We start from the raw sequence: 20,643 nt of genomic DNA, 5'->3' as shown, positions 1-20,643 counted from the left end.
CCTCGTTTTTTCATTTCAGCTCGCGATGCAGTTCGCGGTCGGTGATATAATCCGGCTCGAGTTTCAAGATGACCCGGTCGAAGGCACGCTGGAGACCAAACATCCCCATGCAGAGCGCTGCGAACAAGATAAAGAAGGACGGACCCGCCGCGCTAGAATCGTACCAGCCGAGAAGCGCGTACAGCATGACCAACCCGCATAGCGTCAGCCAAAACGGCAACCGGACGAGCCGCTGGTACTTCGCATTATGGTTGAACGAGGCTCGGATCGTGCCAAGTTTCCATTCGCGAATAGCCAGCGGAATGACGCCGAGAAATCCGATGCCGAGCACGACGAATTCGTATTGAGACACAGATTGGATCAAGGTCCCCGTCACGATGGCCGAGGCTGCACCGAGGATGAAGGTCTTCGCATTTCCTTGCCGTGCGTAATCGACGAGGCGGCGGATATGTTGTTCACGTTTCATGGTCAAAGCTCCTTTAGTTAGTGATAATGTATGTACGAATCCTTCCCCACGTTGGTTTCAATTCAAAATGATTCCCATCTATAGAAGTAAAAAAATCTCACTTGTGACAGATTAAAGAAATCTGAAAATTCCTAAATGTAAGCGTTGACATTTTGTTTTGGCACGTGCTACATTTCAAGTATCAAATAACAACTGAACGGTCTCCTGCGCAGGAATGTTACCTTTAGTGGGCATAACCTGACTCGAGTCAGATGGTAGACGTGATTTCACGTATCTCATCTGACACGGGTCAGGTTTTTTATTTGACGCAAACCAAAAATCCAATGAAAAAGGAAGGTATGGACATGAAGTATGAACAGCTCGCACGCGACATTATCCAACAAGTCGGCGGCAAAGAGAACGTCAACAGCGTCGTCCACTGTATCACCCGTTTGCGCTTCAAATTAAAAGACGAGAGCAAGGCCAACACGGAAGCCCTCAAAAACATGGATGGTGTCGTCACCGTCATGAAGAGCGGCGGTCAATACCAGGTCGTCATCGGCAACCACGTCCCCGACGTGTATAAAGCGGTCGTCGAAGTCGGCGGTTTCCAGAACCAGTCACCGATTGAAGAAGAGGAAGGCCCGAAAGGATCATTATTCAGCCGGTTCATCGATATCATCTCTAGCATCTTTACCCCTGTCCTCGGCGTCTTAGCCGCGACCGGGATGATTAAAGGGTTCAACGCCCTCTTCGTCGCCCTCGGTTGGCTCGACGCCACATCCGGCACGTATCAGCTGTTGAACGCCATCGGCGACTCGTTGTTCTACTTCTTCCCAATCTTCCTTGGCTATACGGCCATTAAGAAGTTCGGCGGCAGTCCGTTCATCGGGATGGCCATCGGGGCGGCGCTCGTCTATCCGACGCTGTCGACGCTCACGGCCGGTGACCCGCTCTATACTGTCTTCGCCGGCACCATGTTCGAGTCACCGATCCATATCACGTTCCTCGGTGTGCCGGTCATCTTGATGACATACTCGACATCGGTCATTCCGATCATCATCGCGGCGTTCTTCGCAGCGAAGCTTGAGAACTTCTTGAAGACGGTCATCCCAGACGTCGTCAAAATGTTCATCGTCCCGTTATTGACATTGCTCATCATCGTGCCGCTCACGTTCATCTTAATCGGACCAATCGCGACATGGGCTGGTATGTTGCTCGGTAGCGCCACGGTCGCCGTCTACAACTTGAGCCCGCTCGTCGCCGGGATCTTCCTTGGCGGTCTCTGGCAGGTGTTCGTCATCTTCGGCCTACACTGGGGACTCGTCCCGGTCGCCATCAACAACTTGACGTCACTCGGGGCAGACCCTGTACTCGCACTCGTCTTCGCGGCCTCATTCGCACAGATCGGTGCCGTACTCGCAGTCTTCCTTCGCATCAAAAATCAAAAGATCAAAACGCTCAGTATCCCGGCCTTCATCTCAGGGATCTTCGGGGTCACCGAGCCAGCCATTTACGGGGTCACGCTCCCGCTTAAGAAACCGTTCATCATGAGCTGTATCGGTGGTGCCGTCGGTGGTGGAATCATGGGCATCATGGGTACACAAGTGTATATCATCGGTGGACTCGGCGTCTTCGGTTATCCGTCGAACATCTCGCCGGAAGGCATCACGACCGGCTTCTACGGATCACTCATCGGGACGGCTGCCGCCTTCGTCGTCGGTTTCGTCTTGACGTACCTCTTCGGTGGCGTCAATAAAGCGGTCGCCGCAACACCACAACCAGAAGTCACACCGGTCTCACAAGAAGTATCAGCGACAAAAGTCGGCCAAGAACAGATCCTCAGTCCACTTGCCGGCAACGTCGTCAACTTGAAAGACATCTCGGACGTCGCCTTCTCATCCGGCTCGCTCGGCCAAGGCGTCGCCATCGAACCGACGGAAGGCAAGCTCGTCGCCCCGGTATCTGGGACGGTGTCCGCTCTCTTCCCGACGCATCACGCCATCGGCATCACGACCGAGACGGGAGCTGAGGTGCTCATCCATATCGGCATGGACACGGTTCAACTCGAAGGCAAACACTTTAAAGCACACGTCACGCAAGGCGAATTCGTCGAGAAAGGACAGCTGTTGATTGAGTTCGATCTCGACGCGATCAAACGCTCTGGCCGTGCCCTCACGACACCGGTCATCGTCACGAACCGGAAAGTGATTTCACCGAGCCGCGCCACAAACGTTCGTTCAGGCGAAGCCTTGTTTGTCATTAACGAATAAATGTGGGAGGGCTCGTCCCTCCCCTACTTTAGAAAGGATGGATTTAATGAGTTTTCCAAACGGATTTTTATGGGGCGGCGCCATCGCCGCGAACCAAGCTGAAGGTGCTTACTTAGAAGGCGGCAAAGGGCTGACGACGGTCGACTTGTTGCCGACTGGCAAGAAGCGCTTCGACGTCATGTTCGGCGACTTACCGTCACTCGAGCCGGTGCCAGGCGAGTTTTATCCGTCACACGAAGCGATCGACTTCTATCACCGTTATAAAGAAGATATCGCGCTGTTCGCCGAGATGGGCTTCAAGGCGCTCCGCCTGTCGATCTCATGGGCCCGTATCTTCCCGAACGGTGACGACGCCGAGCCGAACGAGGCCGGTCTTCAGTTTTATGATGACGTCTTCGACGAACTGTTGAAGCACGGTATCGAGCCGGTCGTCACGATCGCCCACTTCGACGTACCGGTCAGCCTCATCCAAAACTATGGCAGTTGGCGCGACCGCCGTGTCGTCGACTTCTTCGAGACGTACGCGACGACGCTGTTCACCCGCTATAACGGCAAAGTGAAGTATTGGATGACGTTCAACGAGATCAATATGCTGTTACACTTGCCGTTCATCGGCGCCGGTCTCGTGTTCGAGGAGGGCGAGGACAAACAGCAAGTGAAGTATCAGGCGGCCCATCATCAGCTCGTCGCGAGCGCGAAAGCGGTCAAGGCGGCCCACGCCATCAATCCCGACATGCAAGTCGGCTGCATGCTCGCGGCCGGTCAGACGTACGCCTACTCGTGCAACCCGGACGACGTCTTGGACGCGATGGACAAGGACCGTGAATCGTTCTTCTTCATCGATGTCCAGTCGCGCGGCGAGTATCCAGGCTATGCCAAACGTTTCCTCGACGAAAACGGCATCACGCTCCAAATGGAAGACGGCGACCTCGAGTTGTTGAAACAGCATACGGTCGACTATATCGGCTTCAGCTATTATGCGAGCCGGACGACGAGCACGGACCCGGAGATCAACGCATCGACCGAAGGCAACATCTTCAGCTCGCTTGAGAACCCGTTCCTCGAGAAGTCGGAATGGGGCTGGACAATTGATCCGACCGGCTTCCGTATCACGGCGAACCAGCTGTACGACCGCTACCAGAAGCCGTTGTTCGTCGTCGAGAATGGACTCGGTGCCGTCGACGCGCCAGACGCGAACGGCTACGTCGAAGACGACTATCGCATCGACTATATGGCGAAGCATATCGAACAGATGCATGAGGCCATCAAGGACGGCGTCGAGATTCTCGGCTATACGAGTTGGGGCCCGATCGACTTGGTCAGCGCCTCGACCGGCGAGATGAAAAAACGGTACGGCTTCATCTACGTCGACAAAGACAATGAAGGTAACGGGTCCCTCACCCGTTCGAAGAAGAAGAGCTTTGATTGGTACAAGCAAGTTATCACGACGAACGGCGAAGAAGTGACGCTGAAGTCGTCTGTAGAGAAATAAGGAAAGCAGCTTCGGCCGAATTCGGCTGAGGCTGCTTTCCTCATTTTTAGACTCAAAATCATTTTATTTTTTTCCTGCTATCTTCTATCTTCATATCATTTACGACCCTGTTTATTATTTATATAACCTTCGCATGCCTTTTGTAGTTTACTAATCTTATCAATTCTTCTTAGGAGGCCTATATGCACTACTCACTCGACACCATCTTACAACTCGAAAACTCGACCGAATTCAACCGTCTCCATCAGCAGTTCCATCAATTCAATCCGCTCAAAGTACTCCGCGTCGATCAGTATGAGATTCGTCACTCGAACGTCCTCGCCTGGCTGTTCGATCCGAACGAAAACCATCGGCTCGGTAGCTTCTTTTTACGGAAAGTATTGATGAACTTAATCACGAAGCCGGAGAACGAAGAAAAGATCGTCGGCATCGACTATCTACCATTCCTTCACGCCCCACTCTCGGACGTCACGGTCCATCGGGAGTGGTGGACCGGGAATGGTGCCATCGACTTATTGATCGATATTCCATCGCTAAACTTGATGCTGCTCATCGAAAACAAGTTTCATTCGAGCGAGTCGGCCGGCCAACTCAGTCATTACTTTGACCACGTCCACAAGACATTTCCAAACCGCACCATCTTGCCGGTCTATTTGACGCTCTCGAGTGATGCCCCTTCCCACGACGATTACTGGTTCCTTGATTATGAGGATGTCCGTCTGATGATCACCCATGAACTCGAGTTGAACCGCGCGACGATTGCCGACAACATTTACGATTTCCTGACGTGTTATATCGCGTTACTCGAGGAGCGCCTCGTCGATGACGAGGACACGATGAATACGGCGCTCGAGCTTTATCAAGACTACGCCTCTGCGATTCATTTGCTGTATGCGAATGCTAACCCGGCGAAGCATAAACAAATCGAGCTACGGCAATCTGTCAAAACGCTTGAGACGTTCGACGCGGAGACGAGACGACATCTACTGCTCATCTATAACCGGAAGCGACAAACCATCGACTACATCTTTAAGACCGGCGGCAACATCGTCCACCAAGCGTTCCTCGAATTTGTGAACGAACAGGCGATTACGACCTACTCCGCACATACTCGCGTACCGAACTTCGTCATGGCCGACTGGTTACCATATTTGGATCAGATGGACCGGTTGAATCGCTATTGGCTCAACTATGGACTGATCATCTGGTTTGAACGGAAAGGCAGCACACGTCTCAAACTCTATGTGGAAGTCGGCCCGATTGATTATGCCGAACGTCTCCCACTCCTCGAGGCATTCGAAACGAAGAACATCTCGTTTTGGAAGTCTGGAAAACAAGAAGGCAAGAAGTTCACTCGCATCTACACCGAGACGATCGACGTTTCCGATTGGACAAACGCAGCTGTCGTAAAAGATGCGATGACATCACTCATCGACGATTCGTCGTTCCGCTCGTTCAGCGAGACGGTGACCGACGTGTTGACTGATTTATATAGCGTCAAAGCTTAAGGGATTTGATTTCTCTAAATTCTGACCACATTTAAAACCCTGAATGACATACAGGATAAATCATAAAATTAAAATACACCTGAAGCTTTGGCTAAACGAACAGCCGAACCTTCAGGTGTTTTTGTTGTACTACATCACTTCACTACTTTTGTCATTTTCTTCAGTTCTTGATAACCCGTTTGTGTCATCTTCACGGTCACCGTCATGCCCGCTTTTTGACGTGGAATCGTCAGCTTATAGTTCCCTTTCGAATCCACTTTTGCGGTCTTACTGATGGCTTTCGTTCCGACGAACGCTTGAACCGTCGCAGCTCTATTTCCTTTACCCGTCACCGAGGTAGCGCTCGATTTCACCGTATTCACAGTGAACGTCGCGAACGTATTCAATACTTTGGACGAAGCAGCCGTCGATAGGTTTCCTGCAGCATCTTTCGCTCGCACGGAAACCGTTGTCCCCGCTTTCGTCGTTTTCAAGCTGTAGCTGTATGTGCCGGCAGTCGATGCTTTCGTCGTGTACGTCCGTCCGTTGTACGTGATGGACACCGTCGACCCCTTCTCGGCTTTTCCAGTTACTTTCGTCGATTTGTTCGTCAGCGTCGAGATGGTCGGCTTCGACGGTGCTACTTTATCGATGGTGAACGTCAAGAGTTTCACGTTTCCTGCCTCGTCTGTCACACGAAGTGAGTAAACACCGGAAGCGACAACCGTCTGTCCACTCGCAATATTTTTACCGTTTATCGTCGCGCTTCCCTCATTGAAGGTTACCGTCACCGATTTGTTGGTGAGTTGTTTACTCGTAACGCCTGAGACAATCGGAGTCGTGCGATCGATTGTAAATTCTCGAGTCGTCACATTACCCACTTGATCAGTGACTTTTAAAACGTATTTGCCTTCTTGTACAAGTTTCGTACCTGAAACAAAAGCCTTCCCGTTCAATGAAGCAGTTCCTTCGTTAAATAGCGGTGTCACTTCACGGTAGCTTTGTTTCCCATCTACCAACCCTGAAATGACTGGAGAGGTGCGATCAATGCTGAATGAAAGTTCTGTTTCGTTTCCAGCATCGTCTGTAACGATTAAGACATAGTCACCTGTCTGATCAATGTTTGTTCCAGATACATAAGAAGTACCGTTCAGTTTACCGACGCCTTCTGTGAAGATTGGTTTTACTTGTTGATAAGTCTTTCCGCTCTCCACACCAGTCAGCGTAACTGGTTTCCGATCAATTTTGAAACGAACCGTCGTCTCGTTCCCAGCTTGATCTTTCACTTTCAACTCATAGTCGCCATCACTAGAAATGGTCGTACCTGAAGCGAATAGTTGCCCGTTAAGCGTTGCTGCACCTTCTGTGAACGCCGGCGTCACTTCACGGTAAGCAGATTTCCCTTCAAGGAATCCTTTGATAGCTGGAGCTGTATGATCAATCGTGAATGAGATCTTTGTCTCATTCCCAGCCTTATCCGTCACGAGTAAGACATGGTTTCCTTCAAGTGTGATGAGTGTACCGGAAGTGTAGGCTACTCCATTCAATTTGGCAGTTCCTTCGGTGAAGGTTGGTTTGACCTGTTGATAGACTTTTCCATTCTCGACACCGGTGACAAGAACCGGTTTTTTGTCGATGCTAAAACGAATAACTGTCTCATTCTTAGCTCGGTCAGTCACTTTCAACTCGTAGTCACCTTCCACTGTAACTGTTGTACCAGATACGAATGCTTTACCATTCAACGTTGCTGTTCCTTCACCAAATACAGGTGTCACATTTTCACGATAAGCTTTTGGCTCTACGCCAGTCACTACTGGAGCAAGTAAATCTACTTCAAATACGATGATGGTCTCATTACCAGCTGAATCTTTAACGATCAATTCATAAGATCCATCTTTATTGACCGTATAATTTTTCGCAATCGCCTTTCCATTCAAAGTTGCCGTACCTTCATTGAACGAAATGACAACCGGTTGGTTGTAAGAATAATTTGTCGTAACACCTGTTACAATCGGTGCCGTCACATCAATAGAAAATTGTACTGTTGTTATGTTGCTTGCTTTGTCTTCTACAATCAAATCATACGTGCCTTCCAGTTGGACGACTGTACCGCTCGTGAACGGTTTCCCATTCAACTTCCCGATGCCTTCTGTGAATGTTGGAGTAATCGAACGATTATAGCGCTTCCCGTTTTCGACTCCGCTCACGATTGGGGCGATTGAATCAACTTCGAATGATAATTTCGTCGTATTACCAGCAGTATCATTCACTACTAAGTCATACTTGCCGTCTTTTATCACTTCATGACCTGTTTGAATCTCTGTGCCGTTGAGCTTTGCAATACCTTCATTGAAGTTAATCAACGCACGACGATACGTTGCTCCATCGGATACGTTCGTAACTTTTGGTGCGGTTAAATCAATCTCAAACTTATAAATTGTCGTGTTTCCCGCCAAATCTTGGACAATTAGCTCATGTGACCCTTCCGCTTTGACGGTTGTACCACTGACGAACGCATTCCCGTTTAGTTTGGCACTTCCCTCGTTAAATGAAGGCGCGACATGCTGATTATAAATTTTTCCATTCTCTACACCTGATACGATTGGTGCTTTGTAATCGATTGTGAAGTAAAATGTCGTGTTGTTTCCTGCCCAATCAGTAACAACAAGAACATACTCGCCTTCTTGATTAATTTTTGTCCCACTTGTGTATTTCATACCATTCAATGTTGCCGTACCTTCTGTAAATGTAGGATTGACTGCTTGGTTATAAGCTTTTCCAGTCTGGATACCGTTTACTTCAGGTACTGTTTTATCAATGGTAAAGGAAATATTCGTGTAATACTCCCCATTATTATATGCGTACAATTCATAATAACCATCTTCGGTAAATGTAGTTCCTGAACTCACGTAGTACATTCCGTTTAAATACAAGTCGCCTTTGTTATACGTAATCGTCACATCACGATTGTAAACTTTTTGATTTTCTACTCCCTCAATGACAATTGGCAAATCATCAATGATATCGAACGTATAAGCTTCGCTTGTATACTCTTCATCAGTCGCAAAAATCTGAACTTGTTTCGACTTTGTTAGGTCGAGTCCTTCAATCAGGAAATGTCCTTCAGAATTGATGGTCGTCGTGTAGATTTTTTCGTCGACTTCTGCTTGAATCTTAAGCCCAGGGCTTCCACTTCCTTGAATGAAAGATTCAGAAGCCTTCGGTTCATACACGGAAAAGACTCGATATTGTTTCTCTTGAGTATCTGACTGGATACCAGTAGGATCAACGCCGTAGTACTTTATTTTAATGTCATTATTTAAAGTAAAGCCCGAATCAAAGCGTAAAAATTCACTGTCATATCCTGCTCCATGATTAGGATTGTAGTAAACTGTTCCTTCTTTTGTAGAGGTAAGCTCCAGTGGAGTTCCCGTCAAATAAATTCCTGAGTCTTTCGATGCAGTAACGACAGGCTGTTGGTTATCGTACACTTTCGCACTTGTAGAGTAGGTTATACCGTTTGAAGCCGTCACTTGGACAATAGCTGTCGCTTCTCCATTCATTGGAACACCATGAGCCTTAAAGCGTCCGGTAAGATCTAAATCAGCTTCCACTCCATTAATGTTGATTTTATTTCCTAAAGGTAACGTTAAACCGACAATATCAAAAGTGCCGTCTCCGTTTTCAACTAATGCGCCTCCTGTATTTAAAGGAAGTTTAAAACGAGTAACGTTAGACATTTGCATATTCCATAGTGAATTACTTCCGGCTACCTGTATATCTCCGTTATAGATTGGGGTGCTATGTCCAAACGTCATACGATTGCCATAGAGTGTTCCGTAGACAGAAAGTCCTCCATACGTCCGGAGTGCTCCTAAAACATATACGTTTTTTGTCATCGTGACGTTTGGCAACGTAGTCAATAAAGCCCCAGGCATGATAAACACGTCCTGGTCGATATAGTGTCCAGTCCAGTTTGTGCTTTCCTTAACTATGCGTACATCTAAATCTGTAATCTGCCGATCAATATAGATTGAATCACTAACCTCTTTCACACTTACTTTATTTTGGTTTAAGTCTACAATATCAATTTGAATGACATCCCAAAATCCATGTAAATTTGAAAACGTGTTTGCTATGTCAAATTGTAGATTTGCTGTCGTAGCTACGCCTGATTCCATAGTACCAGCAGGGAACTCAGCACTGTCTTGACGTAATGTTACAACCTTTCCAGTATGACGATGTTTAAAAGTTGCACTAATTTCACTTACAAACGCATTATCTTTAGCGACGACCTGATAGGTATCATTGGTCATACTATTGGGATTCAATGTCACAAATTGAGCAGAAACAAATTCTGGACTTTGCCGATCATCTTCGATGTTGATATAGCTTAATTTATTGTCGCCTTCAAACGGGCCGAATACGTTCGAAGAGTTCCCTGCTACATCTCTTACTTCAATTCGTTGAACTTTCCACTCCCCAAAAATCGCGTCATACCAACTCCATTCATAGGCACGGTATGTTCGATCGTACTCCTCGTAATACATTTGTACGGGTTTCTCTGTTCCCGTCTTTGAATGTACAAGATAAAGTGTTGCGTAATTTGATGGTCTTCCTTCATCTTCAACCAAAACCTCAAATTTGACATAATCAGACCAAGTTGAATAAACTTCGGTCTTAGAAAATTTGACATTTTTTATTACAGGAGCCTCTTGATCATCGATGAATTCAAATTCAACCTTCTCCTTCGATAAATCTTCCACTGTGGTATTTCCATAGCGATCCATGACTTTAACATTTTTAATTTGATACGTTCCAAAGCTGGGAAATTCCCAGTAATGTGATAAATCAAGTGTTATTCGGTAACGATTATCTCCGTAAAAACTGGCATTTAGTATCTTCAGATTTCCGTCAGGCATCAATAATTCAATCTCAGCCGAAGAAGCTAAGCCATTTGTATCTTCGGCATTTACAACTAATTCTACTTTTTGTCCCCTTGTAAGCTTTGTCCGATCAAAACTTACATCTAAAATCTTTGGTCCTATTCCGTCATCTGCTTGAACTATCGCTGGACTGATCGATAGTGAGGCGAAAATGATTAAACTCACCAATACATATGTATAAAATTTCTTCATAATGTTCCCCTTCTTTTCCAATTAATCTGTTGAGTTTCCTAAATTAGTTTACTCCCAATTTATTTAATTCACCTAAAATTTAAATAGGTAATATTGACTATGTTTTTGAACTCACATATAAGCTAAGAAGCCTTAAGTAAGACAAAAAAAATCATACAAAAAAACCTTAGTATCGGCTTTAAAACAGCCATACTAAGGTTCTACTTATCACTCCACCCCAAACCGATAAACCGTCCTCGAATGATACAACTCCTCGGGTTTCAGTTCGATCGATGTGGCGATGTCTGGATGGTTCGGTGCGTCTGGGAACGCTTGGGCTTCTAAACAAATCGCACTATGCTTCTGTCGTCCCTCGAGCGTGACCGGTGTCTCTTCACTGAGGAAATTCGCCGTATAGACGACCATGACCGGTTGGTTCGTCTCGACGTCCATAACGCGGCCGCTGACCGGATCGTGCAGCCGGGTCACCCCGTCCTTCAGAATGAACGGATGATCAAGTCCTCCAGCCTTTATAATGGCCTCATCCTCCGACGAAATTGCCTCACCGACTTGCTTCCCGTCACGGAAGTCGAACGGTGTCTCCTCCACTTCAAGCAACTCGCCCGTCGGCAGTGACTCCTCATCAAGCTTCGCGACGTGGTCGGCCGGCAGTGTCAACACATGGTCATGAATCGTCGGCCGTCCACCGAGATTGAAGTAGTTATGGTGGTTCAAGTTGACCCATGTCCGTTTGTCCGTCTGGGCCGTCATCGTGACGACGAGCTCGTTGTCGTCCGTCAACTCGTAGACGACCTTAAACATGACATTGCCGGGATAGCCTTCTTCCCCGTCCGGGCTTACATACGTAAAGTAAATCGCCTGCCCTTCGACGTCCATGTCCCAATGCCGTGCCGTGATGCCGTCGTCTCCGCCATGGATATGATGCGGGGCCTCGCTTGGGGTCAAGGCCACACCATCAATCTCCGCGTTGCGAACCCGTCCGGCGATCCGTCCGACGACGGAACCGAGATAGACCGGGTTCTCAAGGTATTGCTCGGGACTGCCATATTTCAAAATGACGGAGTCCATATTCCCGTCACGGTCCGGTGCCGTCAACTCGGTCATGGCACACCCGTACGAAATGGCTGACAAGCGCATGCCATTCTTGTTTTCGATCGTTGCTTCTCTCAACTGGCTCACCTACTTCAACTAGTTTACCTGTTCATTCCCGTAGTCGTCGCCCCATACTCCACTTTATCGACGCGACTCAAAAACGCGTTCATAAATGTAGTGAATCGGGCTTGCCCTTCCACCGTCTGTTTGAACACGCCCGCGTCCTCAAGTCCTTTGACAAACTTGTCGACGACGGCCTGGTCGACAATCGTCTTCGCGTCGCCTTCTTTCGCCTTCAACTCATCCGCCCAAGCGCGGTGCATGTCCGCCACTTCGACGTCTTCACCGGCCACATAGCGGACGACTTGTTCGAGTTCGGCCTTCAGGCGGGCTGGCAATACGGCGAGCCCCATCACTTCGATCAGCCCGATATTCTCGCGCTTGATGTGATGGACGTCGGCGTGCGGATGGAAGATGCCGTCCGGATGCTCATCGCTCGTTCGGTTGTTACGGAGGACGAGGTCGAGCTCATAACGTCCGTCGCGGCGGCGCGCGATCGGTGTCACCGTGTTGTGACGGGTGTCACCTGAATACGGGACGATATCACCGTCGGCATACTCGCGCCATTGACCGAGCAACTGATTCGCCAACATGACGAGCTGCTCTTTCTGGCGTGAACGGAGCCGGACGACCGAGAGCGGCCAATAGAGCGTCTCGATTTCGACTTGGTCGTAACGGTCCGAGCGATACGTCGAGACGACCTTGGCATCATCCATCGCAAACCGGTAGCGGCCGGCCTGGTAATGGTCGTGCGTCAAAATCGATCCACCGACGATCGGCAAGTCCGCGTTCGACCCGGCGAAGTAATGCGGGAACTGCGACACGAAATCGAGCAGACGCTCGAACGCGCCCCGGTCGATGACCATGTCGCGCACGTCGTTCGACAACAAAATCGAGTGCTCGTTGTAGTAAAGATACGGCGAGTATTGGAACGACCATGCCTGTCCGCCGAGTGTGAGCGGGATGATGCGATGGTTGGCCCGGGCCGGATGTTTCAAGTGGCCGCCGTAGCCCTCGTTTTCAATCGCGAGCAACCCTTTCGGATAGTTCGTCTCCGGCATCGGTTGCAGGCGAGCCCGTGCAATCTCGCGCGGGTCCTTCTCCGGCTTCGACAGGTTGATCGTGATATCGAGCGTGCCGTAGCGGGTCGGTGCCTTGTACGTGATGTTGTTGGCAATCCGTTTCGTCTGGATATAGTTCGACGCCTGACTCATCTTATAGAAGAAATCCGTCGCCGCTTCAACATCGGCAGCTCGAAGCGCGTTGAACGTGCGCGTCACCTCGGACGGTTTCGAGACGAACACGTCCATGACCTCGGCCATGAACCGGTCCTTCTCTTCGAGCAAGTCGTCGACGAGCCCGCGTTCGACCGCGTGTTCTGTCAATGTCTCGAGCAGATTCGGGATCGAGTCGTGCGGGACGAACGTCGGTTTCGTGAAATCGAGCTGATTGATTCGGGCGAGGACACGGTTCCGCGCATAGATGCGATCCTGTTCCGTAATCAATTCCTCCCGAATCGCTGCCTCGACGAGCGCTTCAATCGTAGATTCGATCATCGTCTCACCCCTTCGACATGTTTATAGCCTTCTGGATGATGCTTGTGCCAGTTCCAGGCGTCGGCCAAAATGACATCGACTGTCGACCGTTCCGGCACCCAGCCGAGCACTTGCTTCGCCTTGTCCGGTGACGCGATTAGCATCGCCGGGTCTCCGGCACGACGGACACCCATCTGCACCGGGATGGCATGTCCCGTCACGCGACGGGCCGCCTCGATGATCTCGAGCACCGATAGCCCCGTCTTCGTTCCGAGATTGAACACGTCGCTCGCACCGCCTTGTTTCAAATAATCGAGTGCACGTACGTGGGCGTCGACGAGGTCTTGCACGTGGATGTAGTCACGGATACATGTCCCGTCCGGCGTCTCATAATCGTCGCCGAACACGGTGATCGCGTCCCGTTTCCCGTTTGCCACTTCGAGCACGAGCGGGATCAGGTGCGTCTCCGGCATATGGTCCTCACCGATTTCACCGGTCGAGTCGGCACCAGCGACGTTGAAGTAACGGAGCGCGACGAAACGGATACCGAAGGCGCGGTCGCACCATTTCATCATCGTCTCCATCGCGAGCTTCGTCGCCCCGTACGTGTTCGTCGGGTTCGTCGCGGCCGTCTCGCGGATTGGCATCTCGTCTTGGTCGCCATATGTTGCGGCCGTCGAGGAGAAAACGATTCGGGTCACGCCGTGTTTCCGCATCGTCTCGAGTAACACTTGTGTCCCGAAGACGTTGTTGTCGTAATATTTGAGCGGCTCATCCATCGACTCATCGACGAGCGAGTTGGCCGCGAAATGGAGCACCTCGGTGATCGACTCATTCGCGAACGTCCAATCCATGAAGGCACGGTCGCGGATATCCCCTTCATAGAAACGGACCTGTTTCGGCACTGATTCGAGATGACCGGTCTGCAAGTTGTCGATCACGATGACGTCTTCCCCACGCGCGAGCAAGGCACGGACTGCATGGGAGCCGATATAACCGGCCCCTCCGACGACGAGTACACTCATTTCACTTCCTCCTCTACGAGTTCACGCGCGACGGCCTCGAGACAACCACGGTTGCCGCACGAGCAGATCGGCCCGTCGAGCATGATGCGCATATGGCCGATCTCACCGGCGATATGGTGCTCCCCGTCGATCAGTTCGCCGCCGTGGACGTAGGCGCCCCCAATCCCGTAACCGGCGTAGACGTAGAAGAACTCGTCGATGCCGATCGCCTCGCCGAAATAGAGTTCGCCGAGGGCGAGCGTCCGCACGTCGTTCTCGACGAAGACGTTCTGGTTCAGCCGCTGTTCGAGTTCTTGTTTGAGCGGGATGTCATGCAAGTGAAAACGCGGTGCGAACAAGACGACCCCGTTCCCGGCCTCGACCATCCCGTGAACGGACACGCCGAGCCCGATGACGTCACCTTGAGCTTTGCCGGCCAGTTCTATGTATAGCGTCACGATCGCCTCGATGAACTCCTCGTTCGTATCGAACCGCTCGTCGTGCCACGCCTCGCCTAACATCTCCCCATGGATGTTCGTGACGACGCCATGCAGCCGCCGCTGCGTCGCGTCGATACCGATGACGAAACGGTCACTGGCCGCGAGTTCGAGCATGATCGGTCGTCGTCCCCCGCTCGAGACGCCGAGTTCGCGCTCATTGATCAGTCCTTCTTCTTTCAGTTCGTTGACGATGTTCGAGATCGTCGGCTTCGTCAAACTCGTCGCCTTGGCGAGCTCGACCCGGGATACCGGCTGATGGAGCCGGATGAGCCGGAGGATGAGCGAGCGGTTATATGTCCGCATCCATTTCGAGTTCCGTGGTGTCGTCTTCCCCATAACTGTTCCACCCATTTCTTTGCTTTTTTCTTAGTATAGCATGTCGGGGAAACCGGTCATGGGTTGGCTGAAAAAAACTGACGACAATCGTGCGCAAAGCCTTCATCTTTCATCGAACCGAGCTGAGAAATCGTGTCGACCCACTACGTTCATCCGTATAGTTCCACGTTCGCCGGATATTCATCGATATTCGACGATTGGTTGTTGCTGTACGTTCGCCTTCCGGCTCCATTCGTTATTGTAAGCCGATATTTCAATTAAGCCCTAGGCTTACGTGCGATAAGGGCGCTAGTCCATCTCGAATATCGATGACTATACTCGAATTAACCTAGGAAAATCAACAGAGCGCTCGGAAAAGAATTGCCACATGAATCAAATTGATGATCAAATCCACGAATGGGAACCGATGATTCACTATGTCATTCGCCACCTATCGATTCACCCGAACGAACAGGAAGACTGCGCCCAAATCGCAAGGATTGCTCTTTGGGAAGCGTTGAATCGCGGCTGCACGCTGTCCAAGACGTATTGCTTCCAGCGAATCCGGGGCGCCATCCTGAACCACCAACAAAAGAACGCCCGCCATTTGAAACATGAGGTCGCCGTCGAACGGATCCCAGAACAATGCATGGCATCCGAACGCAATCTCTTCGACTGGCTAGACGAGCAGCGGTTGTTGCTGTCACCCCGCCATTTCGAACTCCTCTGCCACTTGATCGATGGGACCGAACAGACACTGTCTTATTCGCCGAGTCGTTTGCGGGCTTATAAGGCCGACGTCCAACGCGAACTGAAAGAGGCAATCAACTTGAAGGAGTGAACGACATGAAACACGTATTACTGAGTGAGGCAATCGAGATGTACTTAACAGACATGAGAGAACGTAAAGAAGCCCCCCAGACGACGCTAAAAAGCACGCGTAACTCGTTGCTGCGCTTTGCCCGCTATGCAGCCGAGCACGGTGCAGTATACATTCAAGACATCGACGAGACAAACTATGCGATCCCGTATAAGAAACAACTTAGCGGGATGGCCGACAACACCGTCAAATCCTATATCATGCGCATCCGTGGGCTGTTCACGTTCGCTATCGATCAGCAGTGGATGCAACATAATCCGTTCGGTCGTATCGTCACACGGGAGGGTGTCAGTGAACCGCCGACGATCATCACCCGCGAACAATTGAACACGGTGCTGTATCACGCCCGCAATTACACCCTCTACACGATTTATCTCGTCGGAGGGGATGCCGGATTACGAATCAGTGAGATTTTAAATTTGGAGCTTGCCCACGTCAATTTTGAAGAGCGGTTGTTGACGGTTCAAAAAGGAAAAGGGGATAAAACCCGCCATGTCCCGATGACACCACGACTCACCGACGAACTGAAGAAGTATATTGCCACGCACCGACCGAAAACAGGGAAATCGAATCGTATTTTCTTGATGCCGACCGGACGTGTCGTCCAACCCGGCTTTGTGAACCATGACTTGAAGGCAATCGCGCAAGAACAGTTCGGCGTGAAGCTGACGAGCCATATGCTGCGTCATAGTTTTGCGACGACGCTATACAATAAGAGTCAAAATATCCTCGGTGTAGCCAATCTCCTCGGGCATAAGTCAATCAATACGACGGAGCGCTACCTTCACGTATCCAGAGAACAAAGTCGCAAGCTGATTGACAGTTTGAATGAATGAATAAGTAAGAAGTTAATTAACTTTATAATCTAGTAGACTATACCATTAAGCTTTTAAAAGTAGCATGAGGTTCAAGACCTCATGCTGCTATTATTTAGTCACGACTATACAAATCGCGTGTATACACTTTATCTGCTACATCTTCAAGTTCTGGATGTAGGCGGTTAGTGACGATAACGTCAGCTGTCTCTTTGAACTTCTCAAAGTCTTTGATAACAGGTGAATTGTAGAACGATTCTTCTTTTAAAACCGGCTCATAGATGACGACCTCGACACCTTTTGCCTTGATACGCTTCATAATCCCTTGAATTGACGAGGCTCGGAAGTTGTCCGAATCCGTCTTCATCGTTAAACGATAGACGCCGACACGCTTTGGATTTTGCTTTAAAATCGACTCTGCGACAAAATCTTTACGAGTGCGGTTTGCGTCTACAATTGCTCCAATGATATTGTTCGGCACGTCCTCGTAGTTAGCGAGGAGCTGTTTCGTGTCCTTCGGCAAACAGTAACCACCATAACCAAATGACGGGTTATTATAGTGCGACCCAATGCGTGGATCGAGACCAACACCTTCAATAATTTGCTTCGAATCAAGACCACGAACTTCCGCGTATGTATCAAGTTCATTAAAGAACGCAACACGCATCGCTAAATAGGTGTTCGAGAACAACTTGATGGCTTCTGCTTCAGTCGAATCCGTCAATAATACATCAATGTCTTCCTTGATGGCAGCATCCTTTAATAAATTTGCGAACACTTCTGCACGTTCTGACTGCTCACCAACAACGATACGTGATGGGTAAAGATTATCATGTAATGCTTGTCCTTCACGCAAAAACTCTGGTGAGAAAATAATGTTTTCAGTATCGAATTTCATCTTCATTTCTTTTGTAAAACCTACAGGTACTGTAGATTTTACAATTATGATAGCATCCGGATTAACTGAAAGAACATTATTAATAACTTTCTCAACGGTACTAGTATCAAAATAATTTTTCACAGGATCATAGTTAGTTGGTGTGGAAATTATGACATAATCTGAGTCTTTAAAGGCATCAAGATAATTTGTAGTAGCCATCAAGTTTAATTTTTTAATTTTTAAATATTTCTCAATTTCTTCATCTACTACAGGAGATATTTTATTATTAATTAAATTAACTTTCTGTTCATCAATATCGTAAGCGACGACTTCATTTTTTTGAGATAGCAAAATGGCATTTGACAATCCTACATATCCAGTTCCAGCAATAGTAATTTTCACTTCTTATACGCCTCTCCTATTCATAACATTTTTTAACTTTGTAACGATGGTTGGACAATTCAAGCGCAACAGTTCCTCCGCAAAAATCTCGTGGGCGGTCTTTCAATCCAAGCTTTTGCATTGTTGATTGCTGATTTGGACTAGTGCCGTTAACGAACTCGACCTAACCAGCCAACAGTCGAAAAGTTCGAGCCTTTTGAGAAGAACTCGTGGAGAAAGCCTTTAGCGTTCTCGATTCTGTTACACTGCTAGGGTGAGATAGAATCGGCTCTTGCGCCTGAACATTTCGAGTCTGCGTAGCTGTTTCATTCGTTTAGGGACGGACAACTCGACGTCAAAGTTACCACTTATCTTCAAAGGTTTTCGGTATTCCCCTTTTTGGTGTAGGACGGTCATCAGCACATCAAACAACCTTCAATATATCAAGGCAGGGGACCCTCAAAGAGGCTTCTCACAACCTGTTCAAGGGAACGGATAGCACGTAGGTTCTTAATAATTTTAATATGCGTCGCTTGATCAAGATTAACCTTAACGTTAAGTTGTCCTTTGTCTTGCGATATGGTCGATGACTGTCACGCGATGGACCGAATGGACACCATGCTCCATATAGCTCTTTATTTTCACGGGATAGGGGCAGTGATATGGATGTAACTCTTAGAGATTCTTCGTCTAAATGTGTGGATGGTAACTTCATTCTATATAAAATGCTAGGTATTCGTCTGCGTGCCATGTGTTTAACTGAATTTAAAATTTCACCGCTTTTTTTTGATTTTTTTCACTATTCCATTAATAAGCAAGTTAAATCCATCTATTTTCCCAATATACACCATCGAAAAATATAATATAACGCCAATTACTGCGGAAATTATTAATGACACGTTCTCACTAAACATATTTAACAAAAAGATAAATATAATTTTCGCTATCAAAGCAACAAAAATTGAAATCAATGTAATTTTTATGATAGAAAAAATTAATAATCTCAGCCCAAAAGGGCCCATTTTTTTTCTTAAACTATACATTAGTAAAGTAGTAGTAAATAATGCAGATATACTAGTAGCTAGGGCTAACCCGCCTATTCCCATAAATCGTGAGAGGATAAAGTTTAATATGATATTTATAAGGATTCCTATCATTCCATTATACATAGGAGTTTTACTATCTTGAATTGCATAAAATACTTCTGAAAGTATTTGCTTTAATCCAAATCCAATCATTCCTATTGAATAATAAAATAATGCATCCGATGTTATTTCTAGAGCTGAATTGTCAAATTCTCCTCTTCCAAACATAAATTTTACAATAGATTGAGAAAAGAAAATAACCCCAACACTTGCGGGGATTACTAATAGAGCAATTGTATTAACAGCTTTTAAAGTATAAATTTTCAAAGAATTATATTTTTTTTCAGCAGCTAGCTTTGATATTTGTGGGAAAAGTACAGTTGAGATAGAAGTTACAACAAGCATTTGAATAAAAACATCTATTTTATGTGCATAATTCAGTGCTGAAATTCCACCTTCTACAATCTGAGAGGCCAAAGTTTTATCAATCAATTTATTAATTTGATCTACAGATATTCCAATTATCAAAGGAACAGTAATAATAGCTAATCTTTTTGTATACTTTTCATTTATATTAAAAAAGAAACTATACCTATATCCCTTTTTATACATAAGAGGTATTAAAAAAATAAGTTGTAATGCCGCTGCAATTACCCCTCCCAACGCTAAAATTATAATAGAATCCATTTTCGCGCTCAAAAAAGTTGATATCATTGTTACAACACTAAGGGGTAAGGCAATAAGTGCAGGAGCCGTATAACTTCCATGAAGCTGTAAATAAGGTTTTGCAATATACAATAGTGCCACAAAATATAAACTAAACAAATTGATTTTTGTAAAATCTACCGCTAATGCTAAGGTTTTTCCGCTGAATCCAGAAGCGAATACCTTTACAATTTGATCAGTAAATACTAATCCAAAGACGATAATAATACTGCATATAATTAGTGTTATATTTATTAAATTATTCGTAAATAATAAAGCTCTTTTACTATCATATTCACTGATTACTCTGTTGTACATCGGTATATATCCTGTTGAAATTCCCGCTCCCACAATAATAAATAATACTCCGGGTATAGTCATCGAAATTAAATACGCATCAGTGATACTTGAAGCTCCATAGTAATAAGCAAGGACAACATCTCTCAAAAAACCAAATATTTGAGATAGAAAAGTTAGTACCATTATTAATATTGCTGTTCTTTTCATATAATACTCCATTTAAGTCTCAAATCATTTTTTTATAAAAATTAAGTTA

At 47.4% G+C, this 20,643-nt stretch carries 13 protein-coding genes; 5 read left to right on the top strand and 8 right to left on the bottom strand.

Features of this window, described 5'->3' with window-relative positions; all coding sequences use genetic code 11:
* Positions 1 to 10: 10 nt before the first annotated feature.
* Positions 11 to 466, bottom strand: a complete 456-nt coding sequence (locus tag KNP67_RS05930; protein ID WP_214756212.1) for a hypothetical protein — start codon at positions 464 to 466, stop codon at positions 11 to 13.
* 344 nt (positions 467 to 810) lie between these two features.
* Between KNP67_RS05930 and KNP67_RS05925 the strand changes: the two genes are divergently transcribed.
* The 3 genes from KNP67_RS05925 (at position 811) to KNP67_RS05915 (ending at position 5,718) form a co-directional block, all read left to right on the top strand.
* Positions 811 to 2,718, top strand: a complete 1,908-nt coding sequence (locus KNP67_RS05925; protein WP_214756211.1) for a beta-glucoside-specific PTS transporter subunit IIABC — start codon at positions 811 to 813, stop codon at positions 2,716 to 2,718.
* 46 nt (positions 2,719 to 2,764) lie between these two features.
* The gene (locus KNP67_RS05920; RefSeq protein WP_483298429.1) at positions 2,765 to 4,210 is read left to right on the top strand and encodes a 6-phospho-beta-glucosidase; all 1,446 of its coding nucleotides are present in this window, start codon (positions 2,765 to 2,767) and stop codon (positions 4,208 to 4,210) included.
* A gap of 182 nt (positions 4,211 to 4,392) precedes the next feature.
* Positions 4,393 to 5,718 (top strand): PDDEXK-like family protein, encoded by a 1,326-nt coding sequence (locus tag KNP67_RS05915; protein ID WP_214756209.1) that lies wholly within the window; start codon positions 4,393 to 4,395, stop codon positions 5,716 to 5,718.
* Positions 5,719 to 5,852: 134 nt separating this feature from the next.
* On the opposite strand, the gene KNP67_RS05910 is transcribed toward KNP67_RS05915, so the two are convergent.
* From KNP67_RS05910 to KNP67_RS05890, 5 genes are all read right to left on the bottom strand, one after another.
* Positions 5,853 to 10,835: an Ig-like domain-containing protein gene (locus KNP67_RS05910; RefSeq protein ID WP_214756208.1), complete on the bottom strand. Its 4,983-nt coding sequence runs from the start codon at positions 10,833 to 10,835 to the stop codon at positions 5,853 to 5,855.
* 207 nt (positions 10,836 to 11,042) lie between these two features.
* Positions 11,043 to 12,014, bottom strand: a complete 972-nt coding sequence (locus KNP67_RS05905) for an aldose epimerase family protein (protein ID WP_353048249.1) — start codon at positions 12,012 to 12,014, stop codon at positions 11,043 to 11,045.
* A gap of 14 nt (positions 12,015 to 12,028) precedes the next feature.
* Positions 12,029 to 13,543: a UDP-glucose--hexose-1-phosphate uridylyltransferase gene (locus KNP67_RS05900; protein ID WP_214756206.1), complete on the bottom strand. Its 1,515-nt coding sequence runs from the start codon at positions 13,541 to 13,543 to the stop codon at positions 12,029 to 12,031.
* A complete protein-coding gene (gene galE, locus KNP67_RS05895) occupies positions 13,540 to 14,547 on the bottom strand; it encodes a UDP-glucose 4-epimerase GalE (protein WP_214756204.1) in 1,008 nt (335 codons plus the stop codon). The genes KNP67_RS05900 and galE overlap by 4 nt, the downstream gene beginning before the upstream one ends.
* Positions 14,544 to 15,362, bottom strand: coding sequence for an ROK family transcriptional regulator (locus tag KNP67_RS05890; protein WP_251130796.1), 819 nt, complete (start codon positions 15,360 to 15,362; stop codon positions 14,544 to 14,546). Before KNP67_RS05890 ends, galE begins: the two co-directional genes overlap by 4 nt.
* 367 nt (positions 15,363 to 15,729) lie before the next feature.
* Between KNP67_RS05890 and KNP67_RS05885 the strand changes: the two genes are divergently transcribed.
* Entirely contained in the window at positions 15,730 to 16,182 is a 453-nt protein-coding gene (locus tag KNP67_RS05885) for a sigma factor (RefSeq protein WP_214756203.1), read from the top strand.
* A gap of 5 nt (positions 16,183 to 16,187) precedes the next feature.
* Positions 16,188 to 17,057, top strand: a complete 870-nt coding sequence (locus KNP67_RS05880; protein WP_214756202.1) for a tyrosine-type recombinase/integrase — start codon at positions 16,188 to 16,190, stop codon at positions 17,055 to 17,057.
* 94 nt (positions 17,058 to 17,151) lie between these two features.
* Here KNP67_RS05880 and KNP67_RS05875 read toward each other — a convergent pair whose 3' ends face one another.
* Both KNP67_RS05875 and murJ read right to left on the bottom strand, forming a co-directional pair.
* On the bottom strand, positions 17,152 to 18,318 hold the full coding sequence (locus tag KNP67_RS05875; protein WP_214756201.1) for a nucleotide sugar dehydrogenase: 1,167 nt from the start codon (positions 18,316 to 18,318) through the stop codon (positions 17,152 to 17,154).
* Between the two features lie 752 nt (positions 18,319 to 19,070).
* The gene (gene murJ / locus KNP67_RS05870) at positions 19,071 to 20,594 is read right to left on the bottom strand and encodes a murein biosynthesis integral membrane protein MurJ (RefSeq protein ID WP_214756200.1); all 1,524 of its coding nucleotides are present in this window, start codon (positions 20,592 to 20,594) and stop codon (positions 19,071 to 19,073) included.
* Between the last annotated feature and the right edge of the window lie 49 nt (positions 20,595 to 20,643).

The sequence above is a fragment of the Exiguobacterium sp. s157 genome, from assembly GCF_018618205.1.
In the GTDB taxonomy this organism is placed as follows: Bacteria; Bacillota; Bacilli; order Exiguobacteriales; family Exiguobacteriaceae; genus Exiguobacterium; species Exiguobacterium chiriqhucha.
Note: the sequence above shows the minus strand (reverse complement) of the source record. Positions and strands in the feature narration are given on the sequence as shown.

Excerpts from the sequence above, each read along its gene's own strand:
- murJ (WP_214756200.1), bottom strand. The coding sequence starts at position 20,594 with ATGAAAAGAACAGCAATATTAATAATGGTACTAACTTTTCTATCTCAA.
- KNP67_RS05920 (WP_483298429.1), top strand. The coding sequence starts at position 2,765 with ATGAGTTTTCCAAACGGATTTTTATGGGGCGGCGCCATCGCCGCGAAC.
- KNP67_RS05880 (WP_214756202.1), top strand. The coding sequence starts at position 16,188 with ATGAAACACGTATTACTGAGTGAGGCAATCGAGATGTACTTAACAGAC.
- KNP67_RS05910 (WP_214756208.1), bottom strand. The coding sequence starts at position 10,835 with ATGAAGAAATTTTATACATATGTATTGGTGAGTTTAATCATTTTCGCC.
- KNP67_RS05890 (WP_251130796.1), bottom strand. The coding sequence starts at position 15,362 with ATGGGGAAGACGACACCACGGAACTCGAAATGGATGCGGACATATAAC.
- KNP67_RS05915 (WP_214756209.1), top strand. The coding sequence starts at position 4,393 with ATGCACTACTCACTCGACACCATCTTACAACTCGAAAACTCGACCGAA.
- KNP67_RS05885 (WP_214756203.1), top strand. The coding sequence starts at position 15,730 with ATGAATCAAATTGATGATCAAATCCACGAATGGGAACCGATGATTCAC.
- KNP67_RS05930 (WP_214756212.1), bottom strand. The coding sequence starts at position 466 with ATGAAACGTGAACAACATATCCGCCGCCTCGTCGATTACGCACGGCAA.
- galE (WP_214756204.1), bottom strand. The coding sequence starts at position 14,547 with ATGAGTGTACTCGTCGTCGGAGGGGCCGGTTATATCGGCTCCCATGCA.
- KNP67_RS05900 (WP_214756206.1), bottom strand. The coding sequence starts at position 13,543 with ATGATCGAATCTACGATTGAAGCGCTCGTCGAGGCAGCGATTCGGGAG.
- KNP67_RS05925 (WP_214756211.1), top strand. The coding sequence starts at position 811 with ATGAAGTATGAACAGCTCGCACGCGACATTATCCAACAAGTCGGCGGC.